The sequence below is a fragment of the Janthinobacterium sp. EB271-G4-7A genome (genome assembly GCF_020858075.1).
Classification (GTDB): Bacteria; Pseudomonadota; Gammaproteobacteria; order Burkholderiales; family Burkholderiaceae_D; genus Janthinobacterium; species Janthinobacterium lividum.
Window position 1 is genome coordinate 3,484,261 of sequence record NZ_JACYMI010000001.1, and the last position, 18,093, is coordinate 3,502,353.

Consider the following 18,093-nt stretch of genomic DNA (forward strand, 5'->3'; position numbering starts at 1 on the left):
AAGACAACGCGCCATGACCGATACCCCTATCGAACAGCTGCTGCTGCAGCATTTTTCCATCGATGCGCTGCAACGCTCGCCCGCGCCCCTGCAGCAGGCGCTGGGCATGCTGGGCGGGTGGCTGGCAGCCGAACGCGACACGCCCTATCCGCACACGCCGTATGCGCAATTGCTGACGCAACTGTCCGACACTTGCCTGCCCGCGCACGGCATGCCCGTGGCGGATTTCCTGCAAGAACTCGATACCACCGTGCTGGCCAATACGGCCCAGCTGAACCACCCGCAATACATCGGCCACATGACGCAAGCCCTGCCGTGGATCAGCGTGCTGGCCGAAGCGTTTACGGCGACCCTGAACCAGAACCAGGTGAAGATCGAGACGGCGTATGTGTCGACCCTGATCGAAAAGCAGATCCTCGGCTGGCTGCACCGCCAGGTGTACCAGCAGGCCGATAGCGTCTACGCGCAGGCGATGGCAGCCACCAGCGGCGCGCTGGGCAATATCGTCAATGGCGGCACCATGGGCAACTTGACGGCCCTGGCCGTGGCGCTGGAACGGCAGTTGCCCGGCACGCGCAAACGGGGCCTGTTTGCCGCCATGCAGGAATCAGGCTATGCGGGGCTGGCCGTGATCGGCTCGGCGCGCAGCCATTACTCCGTGAAAAAGGCGCTGGCGACCCTGGGCCTCGGCGAAAACGCCTTGCACCTGGTGGCCGTCGACCGCGACAACCGCATCGACGTCGCCGCGCTGGAAGCGACCATTACCGATTTAAAATTGCGCAAGATCAAGGTCGTCGCCATGATCGGCATCGCCGGCACGACGGAAACGGGCGCCATCGATCCATTGGCCGCCATGGCAGCCATTGCCGCGCGGGAAGGCATCTGGTTCCACGTGGATGCGGCCTGGGGCGGCGCCCTCCTGATCGCGGAACAGTACCGCGCCCTGTACGACGGGATTGCCCTGGCCGATTCCGTCGTCATCGACGGGCATAAATTGCTGTGGGTGCCGATGGCGCAAAGCATGGTGCTGTTCAAGGATAGCGCCAGCCTGAACTTGCTGAAACACAACGCCAACTACATCTTGCGCGACAACTCGGGCGACCTGGGCCAGACCTCGCTGGAAGGCTCGCGCCGCTTCGATGCCTTGAAACTGTGGACTTCGTTCAAGGTGCTCGGTGTGTCCGGCTACACGACCTTGCTGCGGCAGGCGGCCACCCTGTCCGGCCAGTTGCAGGACTTGCTGGCCGACCAGCAGGATTTCGAACTCGTCACGCGCTCGGACACCTTCATTCTGACCTACCGCTACGTGCCCGCACACTTGCGCCAGCGCATGGAAAGCTTGCTGGCCGGCGGCCAGGTGGACGCGGCGACAGAGTTGAACACGCAACTGAACACATTGAACGCCAAGCTGCAGAACCGGCAGAAGGCGCAAGGCCACAGCTTTGTCTCGCGCACGGTATTGGAATCGACGCGCTACCCTGGCCCGACCAACGTGCTGCGCGTGGTCATGACGAATGTCAAGACGCGCCCCCACCACCTGCGCGCCATTTTGGCCGAGCAGCGCGCCATCGGCCAGGCGCTGCTGGCGGAACTGGGCCTGTAAGGAATCTCCCCCCATCCCCCCTTGACTGGATGCCCGATGCACCGCCTGAGCGCCCTCGCCGATCTATGCAAGCATCTGTTGAAATGGCTGCTGCTGGCCTTTGTTGTGGCCGTGCTGGCGGGATCGGCTTCGGCCGGCTTCCTGTTCGCCCTGGAATGGGCAACCGCTACGCGGCGAGCGCACGCCTGGCTGATCTGGCTGCTGCCCGTGGCGGGCTTTGCCGTCGGCTGGCTGTATTTGCGCTATGGCAGCAGTGTCGAAGGCGGCGCGAACCTGCTGATCGATGAAATCCACGACCCGAAAAAAATCATCCCGCTGCGCATGGCGCCGCTGGTGCTGGGCGGCACCGTCGTCTCGCATTTGTTCGGCGCCTCCGTCGGGCGCGAAGGCACGGCCGTGCAGATGGGCGGCGCCCTGGCCGACCAGCTGACCCGCATGTTTCGCCTGAACAATGAAGACCGCCGCATCATCCTGATGGCCGGCATCAGCGCCGGCTTTGCTTCCGTCTTCGGCACGCCGCTGGCGGGCGCCATCTTCGGCCTGGAAGTGCTGGCCATCGGCCGCCTGCGCTACGAAGCCATGCTGCCCTGCCTGCTGGCCGCCGTCATCGCCGACCAGGTGGGCTTGCTGTGGGGGCAGTTATTCAACATTCACCACACGCATTACGCCGTGCCTTTGATCCCCGCCATCTCCGCCTGGACCTTGTCCGCCATGGTGATCGCTGGCGTGCTGTTCGGCGTGACGGGCAACGTGTTTGCGCAGGCCACGCACGGCTTGAGCGGGCTGATGAAGCGCTGGATCCGCTACGCCCCGCTGCGCCCCCTGGCCGGCGGCGTGATCATCGCCATCGCCGTGTGGCTGATCGGCACGGACAAGTATATCGGCCTGGGCATCCCCACCATCGTCGACGCGCTCAAGGAACCGCTGCCGGCATACGATTTCCTGGCCAAGATGGCGTTTACCATCGTCTCGCTGGGCACGGGATTCAAGGGCGGCGAAGTGACGCCATTGTTCTTCATCGGCGCGACCCTGGGCAATGCGCTGGGCCCGCTGCTGCACCAGCCCGTCACCTTGCTGGCCGCCGTCGGCTTCGTCGCCGTGTTTGCGGGCGCGGCCAACACGCCGATTGCCTCGACCCTGATGGCCATGGAACTGTTCGGCGCCGAGATCGGCGTGTATGCGGCCATCGCCTGCGTCGTGGCCTATCTGTTTTCCGGCCACGCGGGCATTTACCGGGCGCAACGGGGCGGCCATGCCAAGCGCACCGTCCACAAGGATATCGACACATGACACAGAATATCTACGACAACGACGCCTTCTTTACCGGCTACAGCCAGCTGCCCCGCTCCGTCGGCGGACTCGACAGCGCGCCCGAATGGCCAGCCCTGCGCGCCATGCTGCCGGAGATACAAGGGAAAAGCGTGCTCGACCTGGGCTGCGGCTATGGCTGGTTCTGCCGCTGGGCAGCCGACGCTGGCGCGGCGCAGGTGCTGGGCGTGGACGTGTCGGAAAAGATGCTGGCGCAGGCGAACGCCATGGGGACGCACGCGGCCGTCAGCTATGCCCGGCTGGACCTGGAACAACTGGCCCTGCCGCCCGCCAGCTACGATCTCGTCTACAGTTCGCTCGCGTTTCACTACATCGAGGATTTCACCACCTTGCTGGCTGCCATCCGCCACGGCTTGAAACCGGGCGGCAAGCTGGTGTTTTCCATCGAGCACCCGATCTTCATGGCCCCGCGAAAGCCCGGCTGGCTGACGGATGCGCAAGGCCGCAAGCGCTGGCCCGTCGACAGCTACCAGCAGCAAGGCCCGCGCGTGTCGGACTGGCTGGCGCCAGGCGTGATCAAGCAGCACCGCACCCTGGGCACGACCATCAATGCGCTGCTACGCGCCGGTTTCCAGCTGGAACACGTGGAAGAATGGGGCCCCACCGACGAGCAAGTCGCGCGGCAGCCGGCCCTGACCGAAGAGCGGGAACGGCCGATGCTGTTGCTGGTGGGCTGTAGCCTGCGCTAGCCCCGGGCCCGCTGGAACAATTTGCCCGCCAGCTCTTCGATATCGCCGCGCATGGCCAGCGCTTCCAGCCAGCGCGCCGGGATTGCCTTGGCGCCATAATAGGCGCCGGCAAGCTGGCCGACGATGGTGCCGGTCGTATCGGCATCCTCGCCCAGGTTGACGGCGCGCAACACAGCTTCTTCCAGCGTGTCGGTATGGAAGAAGCACCAGAGCGCCGCTTCCAGCGACTCCACGCAATAGCCCGTGCCGCGTATCTGCCCTTCCGTCTTGGCGATGAAGTTGCCACTGGCCAGCTCCACCAGCCGCGGTTCGGCAGGACGATAAGCCACACTGTCCATGAGCGCCTCTTTCGGCGTACCCGCCAGCGCGCTGCACAGCAAGGCGGCAAACAGCTGGCAGCTTTCGATGGCTTCCGGCGCCGCGTGGGTCGTGCGCGAGCTATCGGCGGCGTATGCCACGGCCGCCGCCGCATCCGGATAGGCAAACAGCACGACGGGAGCCAGGCGCATGAGCGATCCATTGCCTGCTGTCATCGGCGCGGTGGAACCACTGTAGGGATTGCCTGTTTCCTGGAAACTGGCCAGCGCGCCCCTGACCGTGCCACCGATATCGAAGCAGGTGCCGGTGGAGCTCAGGTAGCCCCATTGCCACCAGTTCAGATACCGCACCATCTGGTCCGCCGGATCGAACACCCCTTTCAATACCAGGCTCTCGGCCAGGCACAGCGCCATCGAAGTATCGTCCGTCCACTGTCCCGGCTGCAGGCCGAACGGGCCGCCGCCAGTCATCTCCGTCACGGGCGCGAAACTGCCGCGCGGGGAAAATTCCACGGTCGTGCCGACCGCATCGCCGCAGGCCAGCGCCAGCATGGCGCCCAGATAACGATTATTCAAGCTCGATGTGATCATTGCTCTCCATGCAGATGAGGTTGCGGATGAAGAAGACATGATAACAAGCTGGACGACAATTCCCCCGCATGGTCTGTGCGCCGATGGCAAGGCCATTGGTCCATCCGATTACGCCTCGGTACACCGCAGCGCCATCTCCCCATGCAGCGCCAGCGGCACGGCCCTGGCCCAGCGGTTCGACGACAGGGAAAACGTCAGCGCGCGCACCTGGTGGTACCAGCCGGCAGGCACGTACAGCATGTCGCCCGGCTCGACGAGGCATTCGATCATGGTCGCCTGGCGCGCCAGGGGAAAACGCTCGAAGTCGGGCGCTTCCGGGTCGAACGGTGAGCCGAACAGGATGGCGTTCGCTTCGCTGGGGTACAGGAATTCGTCGTGGTGCGGCGGCGACAGGAAGATACGCTTGCGGCCCCACACCTGGGCGAAGATATTGTCGTCGTAATCGCAATGCAGGGGCGTGACCGTACCGGCCGGCCCCACCCAGAAGCGTGGCGGCCCCATCTTGTCGAAATACGTGGGCCAGTGGCACAGACGGTTCAACTCGCGCAATTCCAGGTTGCCCAGGTACGGCGGCAGCGCATACTTGCCCTCCGCCAGCATATCCAGGTATTGCCCCATCGACATGTCCTGCATGGCGCGGTCTGCCGCGAATGCCGTGTTGATGTAGTCGCCCACGCGCGCGCGCACGGGCACGTGGCTGAATTGCTCGCGCAAGACTTCGGGTTCCAGCTTGGATAAGGGCCAGCGCTGCACCAGCCCGCGCATCAGGAAGGGCAATCCCAGCGCGGCGCGCGCGCGAAAGGCGGCGGCGTCCAGCATGGCCAGGCGCGGCACCTCGGTGATGGCCGGCAAGTCACGCGCCGCCAGCTTGATGGCCTCGCGCATGGCATCGATGGACGTGACGCCACGCACCTGCGCATCCTTGCCCTCGCGTGCCTGCTTGCGCGCAAGGGCCGCTTCGGGCGAACTGAATTGTGCTGGCGGCCGGGGCGGCAGCGCGCGCGGCGATATGGGCGTGGCCGCAAGCGGGAGCGACACCTTCTTTTCTACGGGCATAAACCTTCTTTGCGATCAAGGCGTCGCACGACATGGCGCGACAGTGCGCCATTTTAAGCCAGCAAGGCCCGTGCAGCACGCATGAGAGATTCCCTACGACGCATCGATACCTGGCAAAACCGTCGCGAGCGGCAGTGATTTGTGGCTAAGAAGCGCAACCGTACTCCAGTACGGTGAGCATCGCAGGCCGCAAAGCGCGACGCGCAGCAGGTTTGGTCAGGTGTCCTCAGACAGGCGTCTTGAAGATGGGATCGACGATGAACTGCTGCGCCTTGATGCGCAAGGTGCGCTCTTCGTCCAGCTCGGCGCGCGTTTCGCCCAGCTCTTCGCGTTCCGCTTCCAGTTCCAGGCGCGCGGCCGCCAGCTCCGTTTCCACGCGCGTCAGGCTTTCCAGCTTCAACTGGGCCTGGATCAGTTCCGCGCGTGCCGCTTCGGCAGCCTCTTCCAGGCGCGGGATACCTTCAAGCTTGAATTGCGCCTTGGCAAGATCCATGCGCGCCTGCTCGGCCGCCTCTTCCAGGCGCGGCAAGCCTTCCAGGCGCAGCTGCGCCTTGGCCAGGTCCGTGCGGGCCTGGTTCGCCACTTGCCGTTCGCGCTCGAGCTCCTCGCGCAAGGTTTCCAGCTCGCCCGCTTGCAGGTCGAGCAACTCTTGCTGGCGCTCGTTCTCGCTGGCCAGGTCCATCAATTCCTGTTGATTGTCATTCATCTCGGCTTCATGCGCGCTGTGGCTGGCGCTTAATTCCTGTCCTACATAATCGAGGATGGCTTGCTGCAGCACGGGCGACAGTTCGGCGGCGGCAGCGATCTGGCGTTGCGCGCCTGCCTTGCGGCGCAGCAAGAGCTTGCTGATGGTGCCCAGGCAGGCGCCGTTGCCCAGCCGTTCGCGCAAGGCGCGTACCGTGATGGCCTGGCCTTCGCCCGCCATCGCTTCCATTGCCGCATTGATCTGTTCCGCGCTTACTTTTGCCATGTCGTGTACTCTTGAATGTTGCCCAGGGCAATCTTGCCCAGGGGCATTATCTTATGCCAGCGGCGGCAAAGCGTAAAGTATTTCTCAATAGAAATTGCAATTACACAACGGAACTTGTGCAAGCATGCGGCCTGGGATGTTTTACTCTTCGAGCAGGCCATTTTCCGTGAGCATATCCTGCACCAGTTCCAAGCGCAGCACGGGATTGTCCTGGCTCAGCAACAATTGCTTTTGCATGGCGCTCAGGGACAGCAGCTCGCACCAGCGGTTCGCCACCCAGCCGCACTCGTCGAGCCGGTACGGCGGCTGCAAGGGCATTTGGTCGGGCGGGATCTTTTGCTCCTGCAGGGTGCGGATCAGCGCGCCGAGCGCGTCGGCCACGTTCTGCTGCTCTTGCGGAATGGGAATGGTTTTATCGGGCGGTAAAGTTTCGACCTGCGCCATCCACAAGCCGTGCTTCAGCTGTTCGCTGGAAACGATGTGAAAGCGCTGCATGCCCATGCATTTGATTTGCAGCAAGCCGGACAAGGGCGCGGCCCAGTCAATGACGCGCGCCAGGGTGCCCACGGGCGCCAGGGTTTCCTGATGGCCAGGCTTGCGCACTTCCGTGCCATCCAGCAGTTGCACCACGCCGAACGGCTGCTCGCCCATGATGCATTTGCGTATCATGTCCAGATAGCGTACCTCGAAGATCTGCAGGGGCAGATAGCCATCGGGATACAGCACCGTATTGAGCGGGAACAAAGGTATCGAGGTCATAAGCGCATGATGGCACGAATGGCATATCCGTGCTGCGCGCCTGGCGTCCCTGATTATTTGTAGAAGCGCCTTTTCTTGGCCCGCTCCGCCGCCTTCGGCGCCAGCACTTTCACAGCCCTCTTCTGGATGGTGCCGCCGGCGGACGTGCCCGGCACGCGGTGTTCCGCCTCGAAACCGGGCTCCTCGTTGCGTTTGAGGGTTTGCCGGGTCAGCGCTTCCACGGCCGACAGCAGCTCCACTTCATCGGCGCACACAAGCGAAATGGCTGCACCCGAAGCGCCCGCGCGGCCCGTGCGGCCGATGCGGTGGATATAGTCTTCCGCTACGGTGGGCAAGTCGAAATTGACGACGACGGGCAATTGCTCGATATCGAGGCCACGGGCGGCCACGTCGGTAGCCACCAGCACCTGCACCTCGGCAGATTTGAAACGGGCCAGCGCGCGTAGGCGGTTCGGCTGCGTCTTGTCGCCATGAATGGAATCGGCGCGCACGCCCTGCTCCAGCAAGGTGTTCACCAGCAACTCGACACCCTTGCGCGTCTTGACGAAGACCAATACCTGGCCCCAGCGCATTTTCTTCAGCAAGTGCAGGAACAGTTCCGGCTTGCGCTTCTTGTCGCACACGATGACCGATTGCTTGACGGCCTTGACTGTGCTGTTGCGCGCGCTCACCTCGATCGAGACGGGATCCTTCAGCATGGTTTTCGCCATGGCGCGGATGGCGTCCGAGAAGGTGGCCGAGAACAGCAGGGTCTGGCGCTGCTTGGGCATGGTCATCAGCAATATGTCGAGCTCGCGCTCGAAGCCCAGATCCAGCATGCGGTCAGCCTCATCCAGCACCAGCGTCTGCACTTGCTCGAACTTGACGGCGCCCTGCGTCTGCAAGTCCAGCAAGCGGCCCGGCGTGGCCACCAGCACGTCGAGGCCCTTGCGCAATTTGCTGATCTGCGGCTCGATGGGTACGCCGCCATACGCGACAAAGCTGCGCAGCGGCAAGTTGCCGCCATAGCTGCGGAAGCTGGCATAGACTTGCTCGGCCAGTTCCCGCGTGGGCACGAGCACCAGCACGCGCACGCACTGGGGTGCCACCACGCCTTCCAGGGTCAGGCGCTGCAGCAGCGGCACGGCAAAGCCTGCCGTCTTGCCCGTGCCCGTCTGGGCGGCGGCCATCAAGTCGCGCCCGGCCAGCACGGCAGGAATCGATTGCGCCTGCACGGGGGTCGGCTTGGCATAGCCGAGCTCATCGAGTTTGCGGACCAGGGGATCGATCAGGCCGAGGGAGGAAAACGTCATGGGGAAAGCAATCTTGGCAAATGAAAAGGTGGCGCGCACGGACCGGCCGCGCGCGCGATTGCCGAGATTATAGGCCAGCGGGGAGGCTGGCCGGGGTTTTCAGTGCGGGAACGTCACGATCAGAACTTCATTTCCAGGGTGGCGCGCGCCTGCGGCGAGCTCGGTGAAATGCTGTTGCGGGTGATCGTGCCGCTGGCATCCGCATACGTGGTGGTGCTTTCGAAGTCTTGCGCCAGCAGGTTCGACACGGCCAGGCGCAGCTGGTTCTTCGCATCGAACTTCCACAGCGCATAAATATCGAGGTCGCGCCGCGGCGACGTATAGGCGCTCTGGCGCTCGGTGATGCGTACGGGGCCGCCATTGCGGAAGTTGAAGCTGCCGCCCGTCGTCAGCACGCCGTCGGGCGTCTTGTAGTCGAGGCCGAAGTTGCCGCTGACGGGCGTTTGCTGGTCGAGCCGGTTGTCCGGTCCCGGCACCTGCTCCACCTGCGACCAGTTGCGGCTGACGCTGGCGCGCAGGTCGATGGCCGGCACAGGCGCGGCCAGCACGGCGCGCAGCGGGAATTTCGCTTCCAGTTCCAGTGTCTGTGTATTGGCGCGGCCATCGTTGACAGGCGTGGAGACCCAGCGGTCATTGATGAACAGCAAGCCCTGGCGCGTGTAGCCATCGATGCGGCGGGCCGAGGCGCGCGCACTGAGCAAGGCGCCTTCGGCCCAGTAGTGCTCGTACGACACATCGATGCCCAGCGCCAGCTCCGGCTTCAGATACGGATTGCCTTCGCGGTCAGGGTCCGTCTGGCTATTGTTGGTCGAGGTATTGCGGCGTGGAATCAGGCTTGACGTAGGCTGCGCCTTGTAGGTGCGCGTCAGGGCCAGACGCACCTGGTCGCCCTTGGTATCGGGCAATTTCCACAGGGTTTGCAGCAGCGGGCTCCACACGCTGGTGCGCTGCTGCACTTCGTCATAGGTATCGCCCGCGCTGCGCGTGTCGATGCCTTCCCAGCGCACGCCCGCATACATGGACCAGCGCGGCGTGATTTCCCAGTCATCCTGCACGAACAGGGCCAGGCGCTTGATCGTGGCGTCGAAACCCTCGTCGCTGTTGACGGGCGGACGCGCGCCCAAGGTGCCCAGGGCCGCTTCGCGCTGCCGGCGCGATTCCTCGCGCTCCGTGTAGGCGCCATCCCAGCCCATCGACAGGGCATGGCCGGGCAGCAAGGGCGTGGAATACTTGCCGGTCGAACTGACGCCGTTTTCCGTTGCCTTCACGCCCACCTTGCGCTCGAGGGCAAGGCCACTGCCATCGATAAAGCCCTGCTGCAGGCTGTCGGACGTATTGCGGGCAGCCGAGGCGCCCACTTTCAGTTCCAGCCTGGCGCCGCCGGCCAGCTTGTGCATCCACGTCAGGTCGCTGCGGCCGAAGGCATTGTGGTTGCTGGAGCTGCCCGTATTGCTGTCGTAGTCGGGACGCACGCCCTGCTCCGTTTCCGCGCGGCTGAAATTGCGGTGGTTCGAGCGCCCGCCATTGAAGAAGAATTGCGCCGTCACATTGTCGCCGTTGGCCAGCACCCAGTTCAGGCGCGGCGACAGGTTGATGCCTTCCGGACGGCCATCGCCCGTGCCGTTCGTGCGGCGCAGCAGGTTTTGCCGGCCATCGGGCGCGTAGCCCAGTTCCAGCCCCGGATTGTCGTAATGGTAATCGTAGCGGAACAGCGAGCCGGCCAGCGAATACGAGAAATTGCCGTCGCGGTCGGACAGTTGCACGTTCACGCTGGGCGAAAAGCTCACGTCGCTGCCCTGCACGCCCAGCTTGAGTTCGCGCTGCGCCGTTTTGACGGCTTTTTTCAGCACCACGTTGATGGTGCCGGCAATCGACTGCGTGCTGTATTCGGCGCTGGCCGCATGCAAAATCTCGATGCGTTCGATCACGTCGGGCGACAAGGTGTCGAGCGAGAAACCGGCCGGCGCCCGCTCGCCATTGAGCAATATCTGCGTGTAGCCGCTGCCCAGGCCACGCATGCGGATTTCACCTCCCGAGCGCCCGGCCGCGCCGGACACGGTAATGCCGGGCAGGCGCTTGAGCACGTCGGTGACATTCGTGTCGCCATACTTGAGGATTTCCTCGCTGCCAACGACCATCTTGCTGGCCGTATCGTCGCGGCGCGGATCATAGCCGCTGCCCTTGACTTCGACGGTTTGCATGGCGGGCGCAGCGGCCTTTTCAACCTTCAGCGGCACGGCGGCGTCAGTGGCGGCGGGCGTTTCGGATTGCTGGGCCTGGGCATTCCAGGCAAGTAACACGGAGGAACAAAGGATGGTAAGGCGAAGGCAACGGCGTGGCATCATGACCTGGCTAAAAAAGTTGGCTGAATAAAAATGGCTAAAAGCTAAAAAACAGGCCGCTGTATTGTGCTGTAATTTTTTCCGAGTGACACAGTTTCCTGAAAATATTTCCTATGGCAAATTAAATTCGGCGGCCGGCTGCACTACGCCCCCTTGCATACGGTACATATCATTGCGCGCCACATCGCCGCTATAATGCGTTTTCATCATTGTTCCCATCACCCCGTCAAAGGCTTCCCATCGTGTCTGACCGTCTTGCCGTTTTGCCTCAATATCTGCTGCCCAAGGGAGCGTTGACCAATTTTGCCGGCCGCGTCGCCGGTGCCAAGGGCGGCGCCATGACGACGCGTTTGATCCGCTGGTTCGTCGGCCGCTACAACGTCAACATGGATGAGGCGCTGGACCCGGACATCACGCATTACACGAGCTTCAACGACTTTTTCACGCGCGCGCTGCGCCCCGATGCCCGTCCGCTGGCCCAGGCCGACTACGTCTGCCCCGTCGATGGCCGCATCAGCCAGTTCGGCACGATCGACAGGGACCAGATCTTCCAGGCCAAGGGGCACAGCTTCAGCACCACGGCCCTGGTGGGCGGCGATGCGGCACTGGCGGCCCAGTTTGAACACGGCAGCTTCGCCAATCTGTACCTGAGCCCGCGCGACTACCACCGCATCCACATGCCGTGCGACGGCCGCCTGACGCGCATGATTTATGTGCCCGGTGAACTGTTCTCCGTCAACCCGACGACAGCGCGCGGCATCCCCGGCCTGTTCGCCCGCAACGAGCGGGTCGTCTGCGTGTTCGATACGGCCAACGGCCCCTTCGTCATGACCCTGGTGGGCGCCACCATCGTCGGCAGCATGGCCACCGTCTGGCACGGCGTCGTCAACCCGCCCCGCACAGGCCAGGTACGCGACTGGAGCTATGCGAACGACAATGTCGTGCTGAAGCAGGGCGAAGAGCTGGGCCGCTTCCTGCTCGGCTCCACCGTCGTCATGCTGTTCCCGAAAGATACCGTGACGTTCAATGCCAACTGGCAACCGGCCGGCCCCGTGCAGCTGGGCGAAGTCATGGGCAAGCTGCCCAAGTAAGGCAGCAAGACGCGCGCCTACACGGGCGCGTCGGTTTGGTACATTTCCTCCATCAAGTCCAGAAACGTGCGCGTCTTGGCCGGCATCAAACGCCGGCCGGGAAACACGGCCCAGCCCGTGACCAGCGGAAAACTCCACTCCGGCAATACCCGCACCAGTTCCCCCGTCGCCACATACGCCTTGGCAAAGCGGTCCGTGCTGGCCGCGATGCCCACGCCCGTGCACGCCATGCGCACCAGCAATTCCGGCGAATTGGCCAGCAGGCGCACGGGCAAATCGCGCTCCCACGTCGTCTTGCCGCGGATCAAAGTCCAGTGCACGAGGCCATGCACGGCCCGTGGCAAGCTGAGCAAATCGTGGCCATACAGATCGTCGGGATGCTCGGGCAAGCCGTGCACGCTCGTGTATTGCGGCGAGGCATACAGGGCGAGCGTACTGAACGCCACGCGGCGCGCGGCCAGGCTGGCGTCGTCTGGCAAGTTGCCCATGCGGATGGCCAGGTCGAAGTTCTCTTCCAGCAAATCCACGCGGCGCGCCGACAAGTCCAGTTCCAGCGAAATGGCCGGATAGCGGCGCACGAACTCGGCCAGCACCTGGCGCATCAGGGTGTCGCCAAAGTCGGCCGGCATGGAAATGCGCAGCAAGCCGCTGGGTCCTGCCTGGCGGTGCTGTGCCAGCGCGCCGGCAGCCTCCGTCTCTTCCACCACCTTGCGCGCATGCTCGAGCAAGCTGGCGCCAAACTCCGTCAGCGCCAGCTTGCGCGTGGTGCGCAGCAATAGGCGTTCGCCCAATTTCGCTTCCAGCAGCGAGATGCGGCGCGACAGTGTCGACTTGGGCAAGTCCACGCGCACGGCGGCGCGCGAGAAACTGCCGCATTCAACGACACGCGCAAACAGCAGCAAATCTCCGGGATCGATATCCATATACTTACCTTTAACTCGATTGTTCCATTAATGGATTAATGTTATCCATTTTAACAGCTTCCGCATCAATTTTGGAATTGCTATAGTTCATCCATCGCAAGACACCTCACAACGGAGAAAACAAGATGAACATCCTGCAAATCAATTCCAGCGCCCGCAGCACCGGTTCCGCCTCGACCCGCCTGGCTGACGCCATCGTTACCCGCGTACAAGCGGCCAACCCCGGTGCTACCCTGGCCCGCCGCGACCTGGCTGCCGCACCGCACCCCGTGCTCGACGAGCCGACCCTGCAAGCGCTGTTCACCCCGGCAGACAAGCGCACGCCGGAGCAAGCGGCCCGCATCGCCCTCGATGACGCACTGATTGCGCAAGTGCAAGCGGCTGACGTGATCGTCATCGGCGCGCCCATGTACAACTTCGGCATCACCGTGCAACTGAAAAGCTGGTTCGACGCGATTGCCCGCGCCAACGTCACCTTCAAGTACACGGAAAACGGCCCCGTGGGCCTGCTGACTGGCAAGAAAGTCTATGTGGGCCTGTCCCGCGGCGGCTTGCACCGCGACAGCGCCAACGATAGCCAGGTGCCTTACCTGAACACCATGTTCGGCTTCCTGGGCCTGACCGACGTGCAATACGTGTATTCGGAAGGCATGGGCATGGGCCCGGAAGCCGTGGCCAAGGCGCAAGCCCAGGCGGACGCCGAGATCAACGCGATCCTGGTGTAATCCCCAGCAGTGAAAGGGACGGCGCACTGGCGCCGCCCTGGCCTAGAGGAGAGAACAATGAGCGATACCACCACCGTCAACAAGCCACGCGCCGTCGAGCGCGTGATTGCCGGCCAGGCCGTCATGGACGGCGCCGGCGTGAAGATCAACCGCGTGCTGACGCAGCAGCTGCAACGCCGCCTCGACCCTTTCCTGATGCTCGACAACTTTGCCAGCGACAAGCCGAACGACTATATCGCCGGCTTCCCCGAGCATCCGCACCGCGGCTTCGAAACCGTGTCGTACATGATCACGGGACGCATGCGCCACAAGGACAGCGCGGGCAATGAAGGCTTGCTGACCTCGGGCGGCGTGCAATGGATGACGGCCGGCAGCGGCGTGATCCACTCGGAAATGCCGGAGCAGGAAGAAGGCGTGATGGAAGGTTTTCAGCTGTGGCTGAACCTGCCCGCGCGCGACAAGATGCGCACGCCGTGGTACCGCGATTTCACCAGCAGTGAAATCCCCCGCTACACGACGGACGCGGGCGTGGCCGTGCAAGTGATCGCCGGCGCAAGCCATGGCGTGACGGGCGCCGTGCAGCGCGAACTGACGGAACCGCTGTACCTCGATATCGACTTGCCGGCCGGCAGCAGCGTCGAGCAGCCATTGCCGCCAGGCCATAACGCTTTCATCTACACCTTCCGTGGCGAAGTGCAAGTCGACGGCAAGGCCGTGCCCGCCCTGCGCATGGCGATCTTCGCCAATACGCCCGGCAGCGACGGCGTGCGCATCGAGGCGCCGCAAGGCGGCCGCGTAATCCTCGTCGCCGGCCAGCCCTTGAACGAGCCCATCGCGCAATATGGCCCGTTCGTCATGAATACCCAGGCGGAAGTGTTCCAGGCCGTACAGGATTTCCGTGAGGGCAAGTTTGGCGAGACGGCCGTGCAGTAAAGTTGTCTGCCTCATCAAAAACCTGCAGTGCCTCCGGGCCTGCAGGTTTTTTTACGTGCCGACTACTTTGTTGCTTTTCAATTACACTGGCGGCAACATCATTCCACAAAGCATTCCATGCAACCGACGCACACCGAACACGACGCCACCCATTTGCACGCCCACCTGAAAGGCGACGCCAAGCACACCCACTCGTTCGAGGGGCGCAGCCAGAGCATCCTCGCCTGGGCGCTGGGCCTGACCCTGTCATTTGCCGGGATCGAAGTGGCGGCCGGCTTCCTGTCCAATTCGCTGGCCCTGATTTCCGACGCGGGCCACATGGTCACGGACGCGGCCGCGCTGGGCCTGGCACTGCTGGCGCAACTGATCGCGCGCCGCCCTCCTTCGCCCCGCCACTCGTTCGGCTTTGGCCGCGCTGAAGCGCTGGCCGCCTTCGTCAACGGCCTGGCCATGCTGTGCGTGGTGGGCTGGATCTGCTACGAAGCGGCGCTGCGCTTTTCCTCCCCGCAACCCGTAAAGGGCGGCATGGTCTTCATCGTCGCCTTCATCGGCCTGGCGATCAATATAGTCGTGGCGTGGGTATTATCGAAAGACAAGCAAAGCGTGAACACGCGCGCCGCCCTCGTGCACGTGATGGGCGATTTGCTCGGTTCGGTCGCCGCCATCGTCGCCGGCGCCGTGATTTACTTTACTGGCTGGATGCAGATCGACCCGCTGCTGTCCGTGCTGGTGTCACTGCTGATTTTAAAGTCGACATTCGGCGTGCTGCGCGAGTCCTACCATTTCCTGATGGAAGGCGTGCCCGTGCATATCGACTACATCCAAGTGGGCGCTGACGTGGAGCAGGTGGATGGCGTGATCGCCGTGCACGACCTGCATGTGTGGGATATGTCGCCGGGCCAGCCGGCCTTGATCGGCCACGTGGAAATCGAACACCTCGACCATTGGCCGAAGGTCTTGCGGGCGATCAAGAAGATGTTACTGAGTAAGCATGGCATCGACCATATCACCTTGCAGCCGGAGACGGCGGCGATGGCGGGCTTGCATCAGGGTGACAAGACCCACTAGCACGGAATTCAACAACCGTCACAACGCCTGACAAAACCGTAGCGAGCGGAAGGTAGAGGTGGTCGAGAAGCGCAACCGTACTAGAGCACGGTGAGCATCGCAGGCCATCTATACCGACGCGCAGTAGGTTTGGTCAGGCGTCAACTACGCCGCGCTTCCAGCACCCCACTCACATCCTTGATCACATTCAGCGCCTTCAACAACTGCGCCGTCGAGCTGATCTCGGCCGTAAAGGTCATGCGGGCCTGGCCCTTGGCGCTTTGGGTATTGACGCCGATCACGTTGATCTTTTCGCGCGAGAAGATTTCGGAGATGTCGCGCAGCAAGCCCTGGCGGTCGCCTGCCAGGATGAAGATGTCGACCGGATACACGGTGTCGTGCCCGCCCGTGCTGCCCCATTCCGTGAAGATCACGCGCTCGGGCGACTTGGCGCGCATTTCCTCGAAGTTCTTGCACGTGGCGCGGTGGATCGAGACGCCCTTGCCACGCGTCACAAAGCCGACGATGCTGTCCGGCGGCGCCGGCTTGCAGCACTTGGCCAGCACTGTCATCAAGCCTTCCGTGCCCACCACCAGCACGCCGGACTTGGCGCCCTGCTCCACGCTGGAAGCGCGGCTCTTGCCGACCAGCACGGCGTCTTCCGGCACCACCACTTCGCCGTTGTCGTGCAGCGCCTGCTCCACGTGGCGCAGGCTGAATTCATCCTTGCCGACCGACAGGAACAGTTCGTCGACTTTCGCAAAGCCCAGCTTTTGCGCCAGGGCTTCGAGGTTGACGGCCGTCTTGCCTTCGCGCTGCAAGGATCTCTCCACCAGTGCGCGGCCATGGGCCAGGGTTTCCTGCATGTCGATGGCGTGGAACCAGGCACGGATCTTCGAACGCGTGCGCGTGCTGACGGCGTAGCCGGCGCTGAGCCAGTCGCGCGACGGCCCGGCCGTGCCCGGCGCGCCCTTGGCCGTGATGATTTCGCAGGTCTGGCCGTTTTTCAGCTGGGTATTCAGGGGCACCATGATGCCGTCAACCTTGGCGCCGCGGCAGCGGTGGCCCACGTCCGTGTGCAGGTGATACGCAAAATCGACGGGCGTGGCGCCCACGGGCAATTCCAGCACCCGCGCCTGCGGCGTCATGACGAAGATGCGGTCGTCCAAGGTGGCGGATTTCAGCTTTTCCACCCATTCGCGCTGGATTTCTTCCTGGCCCACGACGGCGTCGGCGACCTCGGTTTTCCAGGCCAGCAGCTGGCGCAGCCAGGCGATCTTTTCGTCGTATTTCTGGCCGGCAAAGTTCGAACCGCCCTCTTCCTTGTAGCGCCAGTGCGCGGCCACGCCGTATTCGGCAAAGCTGTGCATTTCATTCGTGCGGATTTGCACTTCCAGCGGACGGCCATCCTCGGCCGTCACCACCGTGTGCAGCGACTGATACCCGTTCGGTTTCGGCCGCGAAATGTAATCGTCGAATTCTTTCGGGATGGGGGTCCAGATATTGTGGACCACGCCCAGCACCGTGTAGCAAGTCTTCACGTCGGCAACGATGACGCGGAAGGCGCGCACATCGTACAGGGCCGTGAAATCGAGTTCCTTGCCGCGCATCTTGTTCCAGATGCTGTAAATGTGTTTCGGGCGGCCAAACACTTCCGCCTGGATACCGGCTGAAGCCAGTTCCGTCTGCAGGCGCAGAATCGCCGAGGACACAAAGCCCTCGCGCATCATGCGCTTTTCTTCCAGCATCTTGGCGATGCGTTTGTACGCTTCCGGCTCGATGAAGCGGAACGACAAATCTTCCAGTTCCCACTTCAGCTGCCAGATACCGAGGCGGTTGGCCAGCGGCGCGTACAGGTCCAGGGTTTCCTTGCCGTACTCGCGCGTCATTTCATTGAACAATTTCAACTCGGCGAAATAGCGCAAGGTCGTCACGCAGGAAGCCAGGCGCACCAGCACGACGCGCATGTCGGAAGCCATCGCCAGCAACATCTTGCGCAGGGTTTCCACCTGGGCCACGGCTTGCTGCGCCGCATTCTTGCCACGCCCGCCAGCGCTGCCGTGCTGCGCCTGGGTCAGCGCGCGCAAGCGGATCAGCTGGCGCACGCCTGTCGCCAGGTCGCACACCTGCTTGCCGAAGCGCGGCTCGATGTCGGCGGCCGTGTCCGGTTCCAACAGGGTCAGCTCGAACATCAGGCCGGCGATACGCGTTTCCGCATCGCTGCGCAGGAAAGCCAGGGTGGTGGCCACGCCGACGGCGAAGTCCAGCGCGGAGCGGCCGGCAAAGGTCAGCTTGTCGCCATACGCCTCGGTGGCATACGCGAGCGCGTCCAGCACGCGCGCACTGTCCGGCGCACTCAAGCCCTCTACCAGTTGTTCCGAGGTGACGCTATTCGGGGCCGAGATGGAAACCATGTATTACCTTTT

Annotated in this window: 15 protein-coding genes; 7 read left to right on the forward strand and 8 right to left on the reverse strand. The window is 63.4% G+C overall.

All coding sequences use genetic code 11. The features are described 5' to 3' along the window. Positions 1 to 13: 13 nt before the first annotated feature. From IGS58_RS15600 to IGS58_RS15610, 3 genes are read left to right on the forward strand one after another with little or no spacing between them, the layout of a single operon-like run. A complete protein-coding gene (locus IGS58_RS15600; RefSeq protein ID WP_230521979.1) occupies positions 14 to 1,603 on the forward strand; it encodes a pyridoxal-dependent decarboxylase in 1,590 nt (529 codons plus the stop codon). Positions 1,604 to 1,639: 36 nt separating this feature from the next. Next, positions 1,640 to 2,893 carry a voltage-gated chloride channel family protein gene (locus tag IGS58_RS15605; protein ID WP_230521980.1) on the forward strand — a complete coding sequence of 418 codons (1,254 nt, stop codon included), beginning with the start codon at positions 1,640 to 1,642 and terminating at the stop codon, positions 2,891 to 2,893. Beyond that, positions 2,890 to 3,621: a class I SAM-dependent methyltransferase gene (locus tag IGS58_RS15610; RefSeq protein WP_230521981.1), complete on the forward strand. Its 732-nt coding sequence runs from the start codon at positions 2,890 to 2,892 to the stop codon at positions 3,619 to 3,621. The genes IGS58_RS15605 and IGS58_RS15610 overlap by 4 nt, the downstream gene beginning before the upstream one ends. Here the strand turns inward: IGS58_RS15610 and IGS58_RS15615 are convergent. The 6 genes from IGS58_RS15615 to IGS58_RS15640 form a co-directional block, all read right to left on the reverse strand. Then, positions 3,618 to 4,529 carry an ADP-ribosylglycohydrolase family protein gene (locus tag IGS58_RS15615; protein ID WP_230521982.1) on the reverse strand — a complete coding sequence of 304 codons (912 nt, stop codon included), beginning with the start codon at positions 4,527 to 4,529 and terminating at the stop codon, positions 3,618 to 3,620. The two genes, IGS58_RS15610 and IGS58_RS15615, sit on opposite strands and share 4 nt — an antisense overlap. Before the next feature lie 108 nt (positions 4,530 to 4,637). Beyond that, positions 4,638 to 5,585 carry a cupin-like domain-containing protein gene (locus tag IGS58_RS15620; protein ID WP_230521983.1) on the reverse strand — a complete coding sequence of 316 codons (948 nt, stop codon included), beginning with the start codon at positions 5,583 to 5,585 and terminating at the stop codon, positions 4,638 to 4,640. A 226-nt stretch (positions 5,586 to 5,811) separates the two neighbouring features. Then, a complete protein-coding gene (locus tag IGS58_RS15625; protein ID WP_035818092.1) occupies positions 5,812 to 6,555 on the reverse strand; it encodes a DNA-binding protein in 744 nt (247 codons plus the stop codon). 141 nt (positions 6,556 to 6,696) lie between these two features. Continuing rightward, positions 6,697 to 7,314: an LON peptidase substrate-binding domain-containing protein gene (locus tag IGS58_RS15630; protein ID WP_052140282.1), complete on the reverse strand. Its 618-nt coding sequence runs from the start codon at positions 7,312 to 7,314 to the stop codon at positions 6,697 to 6,699. A gap of 53 nt (positions 7,315 to 7,367) precedes the next feature. Next, positions 7,368 to 8,606, reverse strand: coding sequence for a DEAD/DEAH box helicase (locus tag IGS58_RS15635; RefSeq protein ID WP_230521984.1), 1,239 nt, complete (start codon positions 8,604 to 8,606; stop codon positions 7,368 to 7,370). Positions 8,607 to 8,725: 119 nt separating this feature from the next. Continuing rightward, complete coding sequence (locus IGS58_RS15640) at positions 8,726 to 10,906, reverse strand: TonB-dependent receptor plug domain-containing protein (protein ID WP_230521985.1); 2,181 nt, start codon at positions 10,904 to 10,906, stop codon at positions 8,726 to 8,728. 284 nt (positions 10,907 to 11,190) lie between these two features. Between IGS58_RS15640 and asd the strand changes: the two genes are divergently transcribed. Beyond that, positions 11,191 to 12,039, forward strand: a complete 849-nt coding sequence (gene asd / locus IGS58_RS15645) for an archaetidylserine decarboxylase (protein ID WP_070257416.1) — start codon at positions 11,191 to 11,193, stop codon at positions 12,037 to 12,039. 17 nt (positions 12,040 to 12,056) lie between these two features. Here the strand turns inward: asd and IGS58_RS15650 are convergent, their stop codons facing one another. Then, positions 12,057 to 12,962, reverse strand: a complete 906-nt coding sequence (locus IGS58_RS15650) for a LysR family transcriptional regulator (protein ID WP_230521986.1) — start codon at positions 12,960 to 12,962, stop codon at positions 12,057 to 12,059. Positions 12,963 to 13,087: 125 nt separating this feature from the next. Here IGS58_RS15650 and IGS58_RS15655 point away from each other — a divergent pair, with 125 nt between their 5' ends. The 3 genes from IGS58_RS15655 to IGS58_RS15665 all read left to right on the forward strand — a co-directional run bounded on the left by IGS58_RS15655 (position 13,088) and on the right by IGS58_RS15665 (position 15,688). Continuing rightward, complete coding sequence (locus IGS58_RS15655; RefSeq protein WP_070257417.1) at positions 13,088 to 13,687, forward strand: FMN-dependent NADH-azoreductase; 600 nt, start codon at positions 13,088 to 13,090, stop codon at positions 13,685 to 13,687. Positions 13,688 to 13,744: 57 nt separating this feature from the next. Beyond that, positions 13,745 to 14,620, forward strand: a complete 876-nt coding sequence (locus IGS58_RS15660; RefSeq protein ID WP_230521987.1) for a pirin family protein — start codon at positions 13,745 to 13,747, stop codon at positions 14,618 to 14,620. A gap of 117 nt (positions 14,621 to 14,737) precedes the next feature. After that, on the forward strand, positions 14,738 to 15,688 hold the full coding sequence (locus tag IGS58_RS15665) for a cation diffusion facilitator family transporter (RefSeq protein ID WP_070257419.1): 951 nt from the start codon (positions 14,738 to 14,740) through the stop codon (positions 15,686 to 15,688). 140 nt (positions 15,689 to 15,828) lie between these two features. Here IGS58_RS15665 and IGS58_RS15670 read toward each other — a convergent pair whose 3' ends face one another. Beyond that, entirely contained in the window at positions 15,829 to 18,081 is a 2,253-nt protein-coding gene (locus IGS58_RS15670) for a RelA/SpoT family protein (protein WP_034784208.1), read from the reverse strand. Between the last annotated feature and the right edge of the window lie 12 nt (positions 18,082 to 18,093).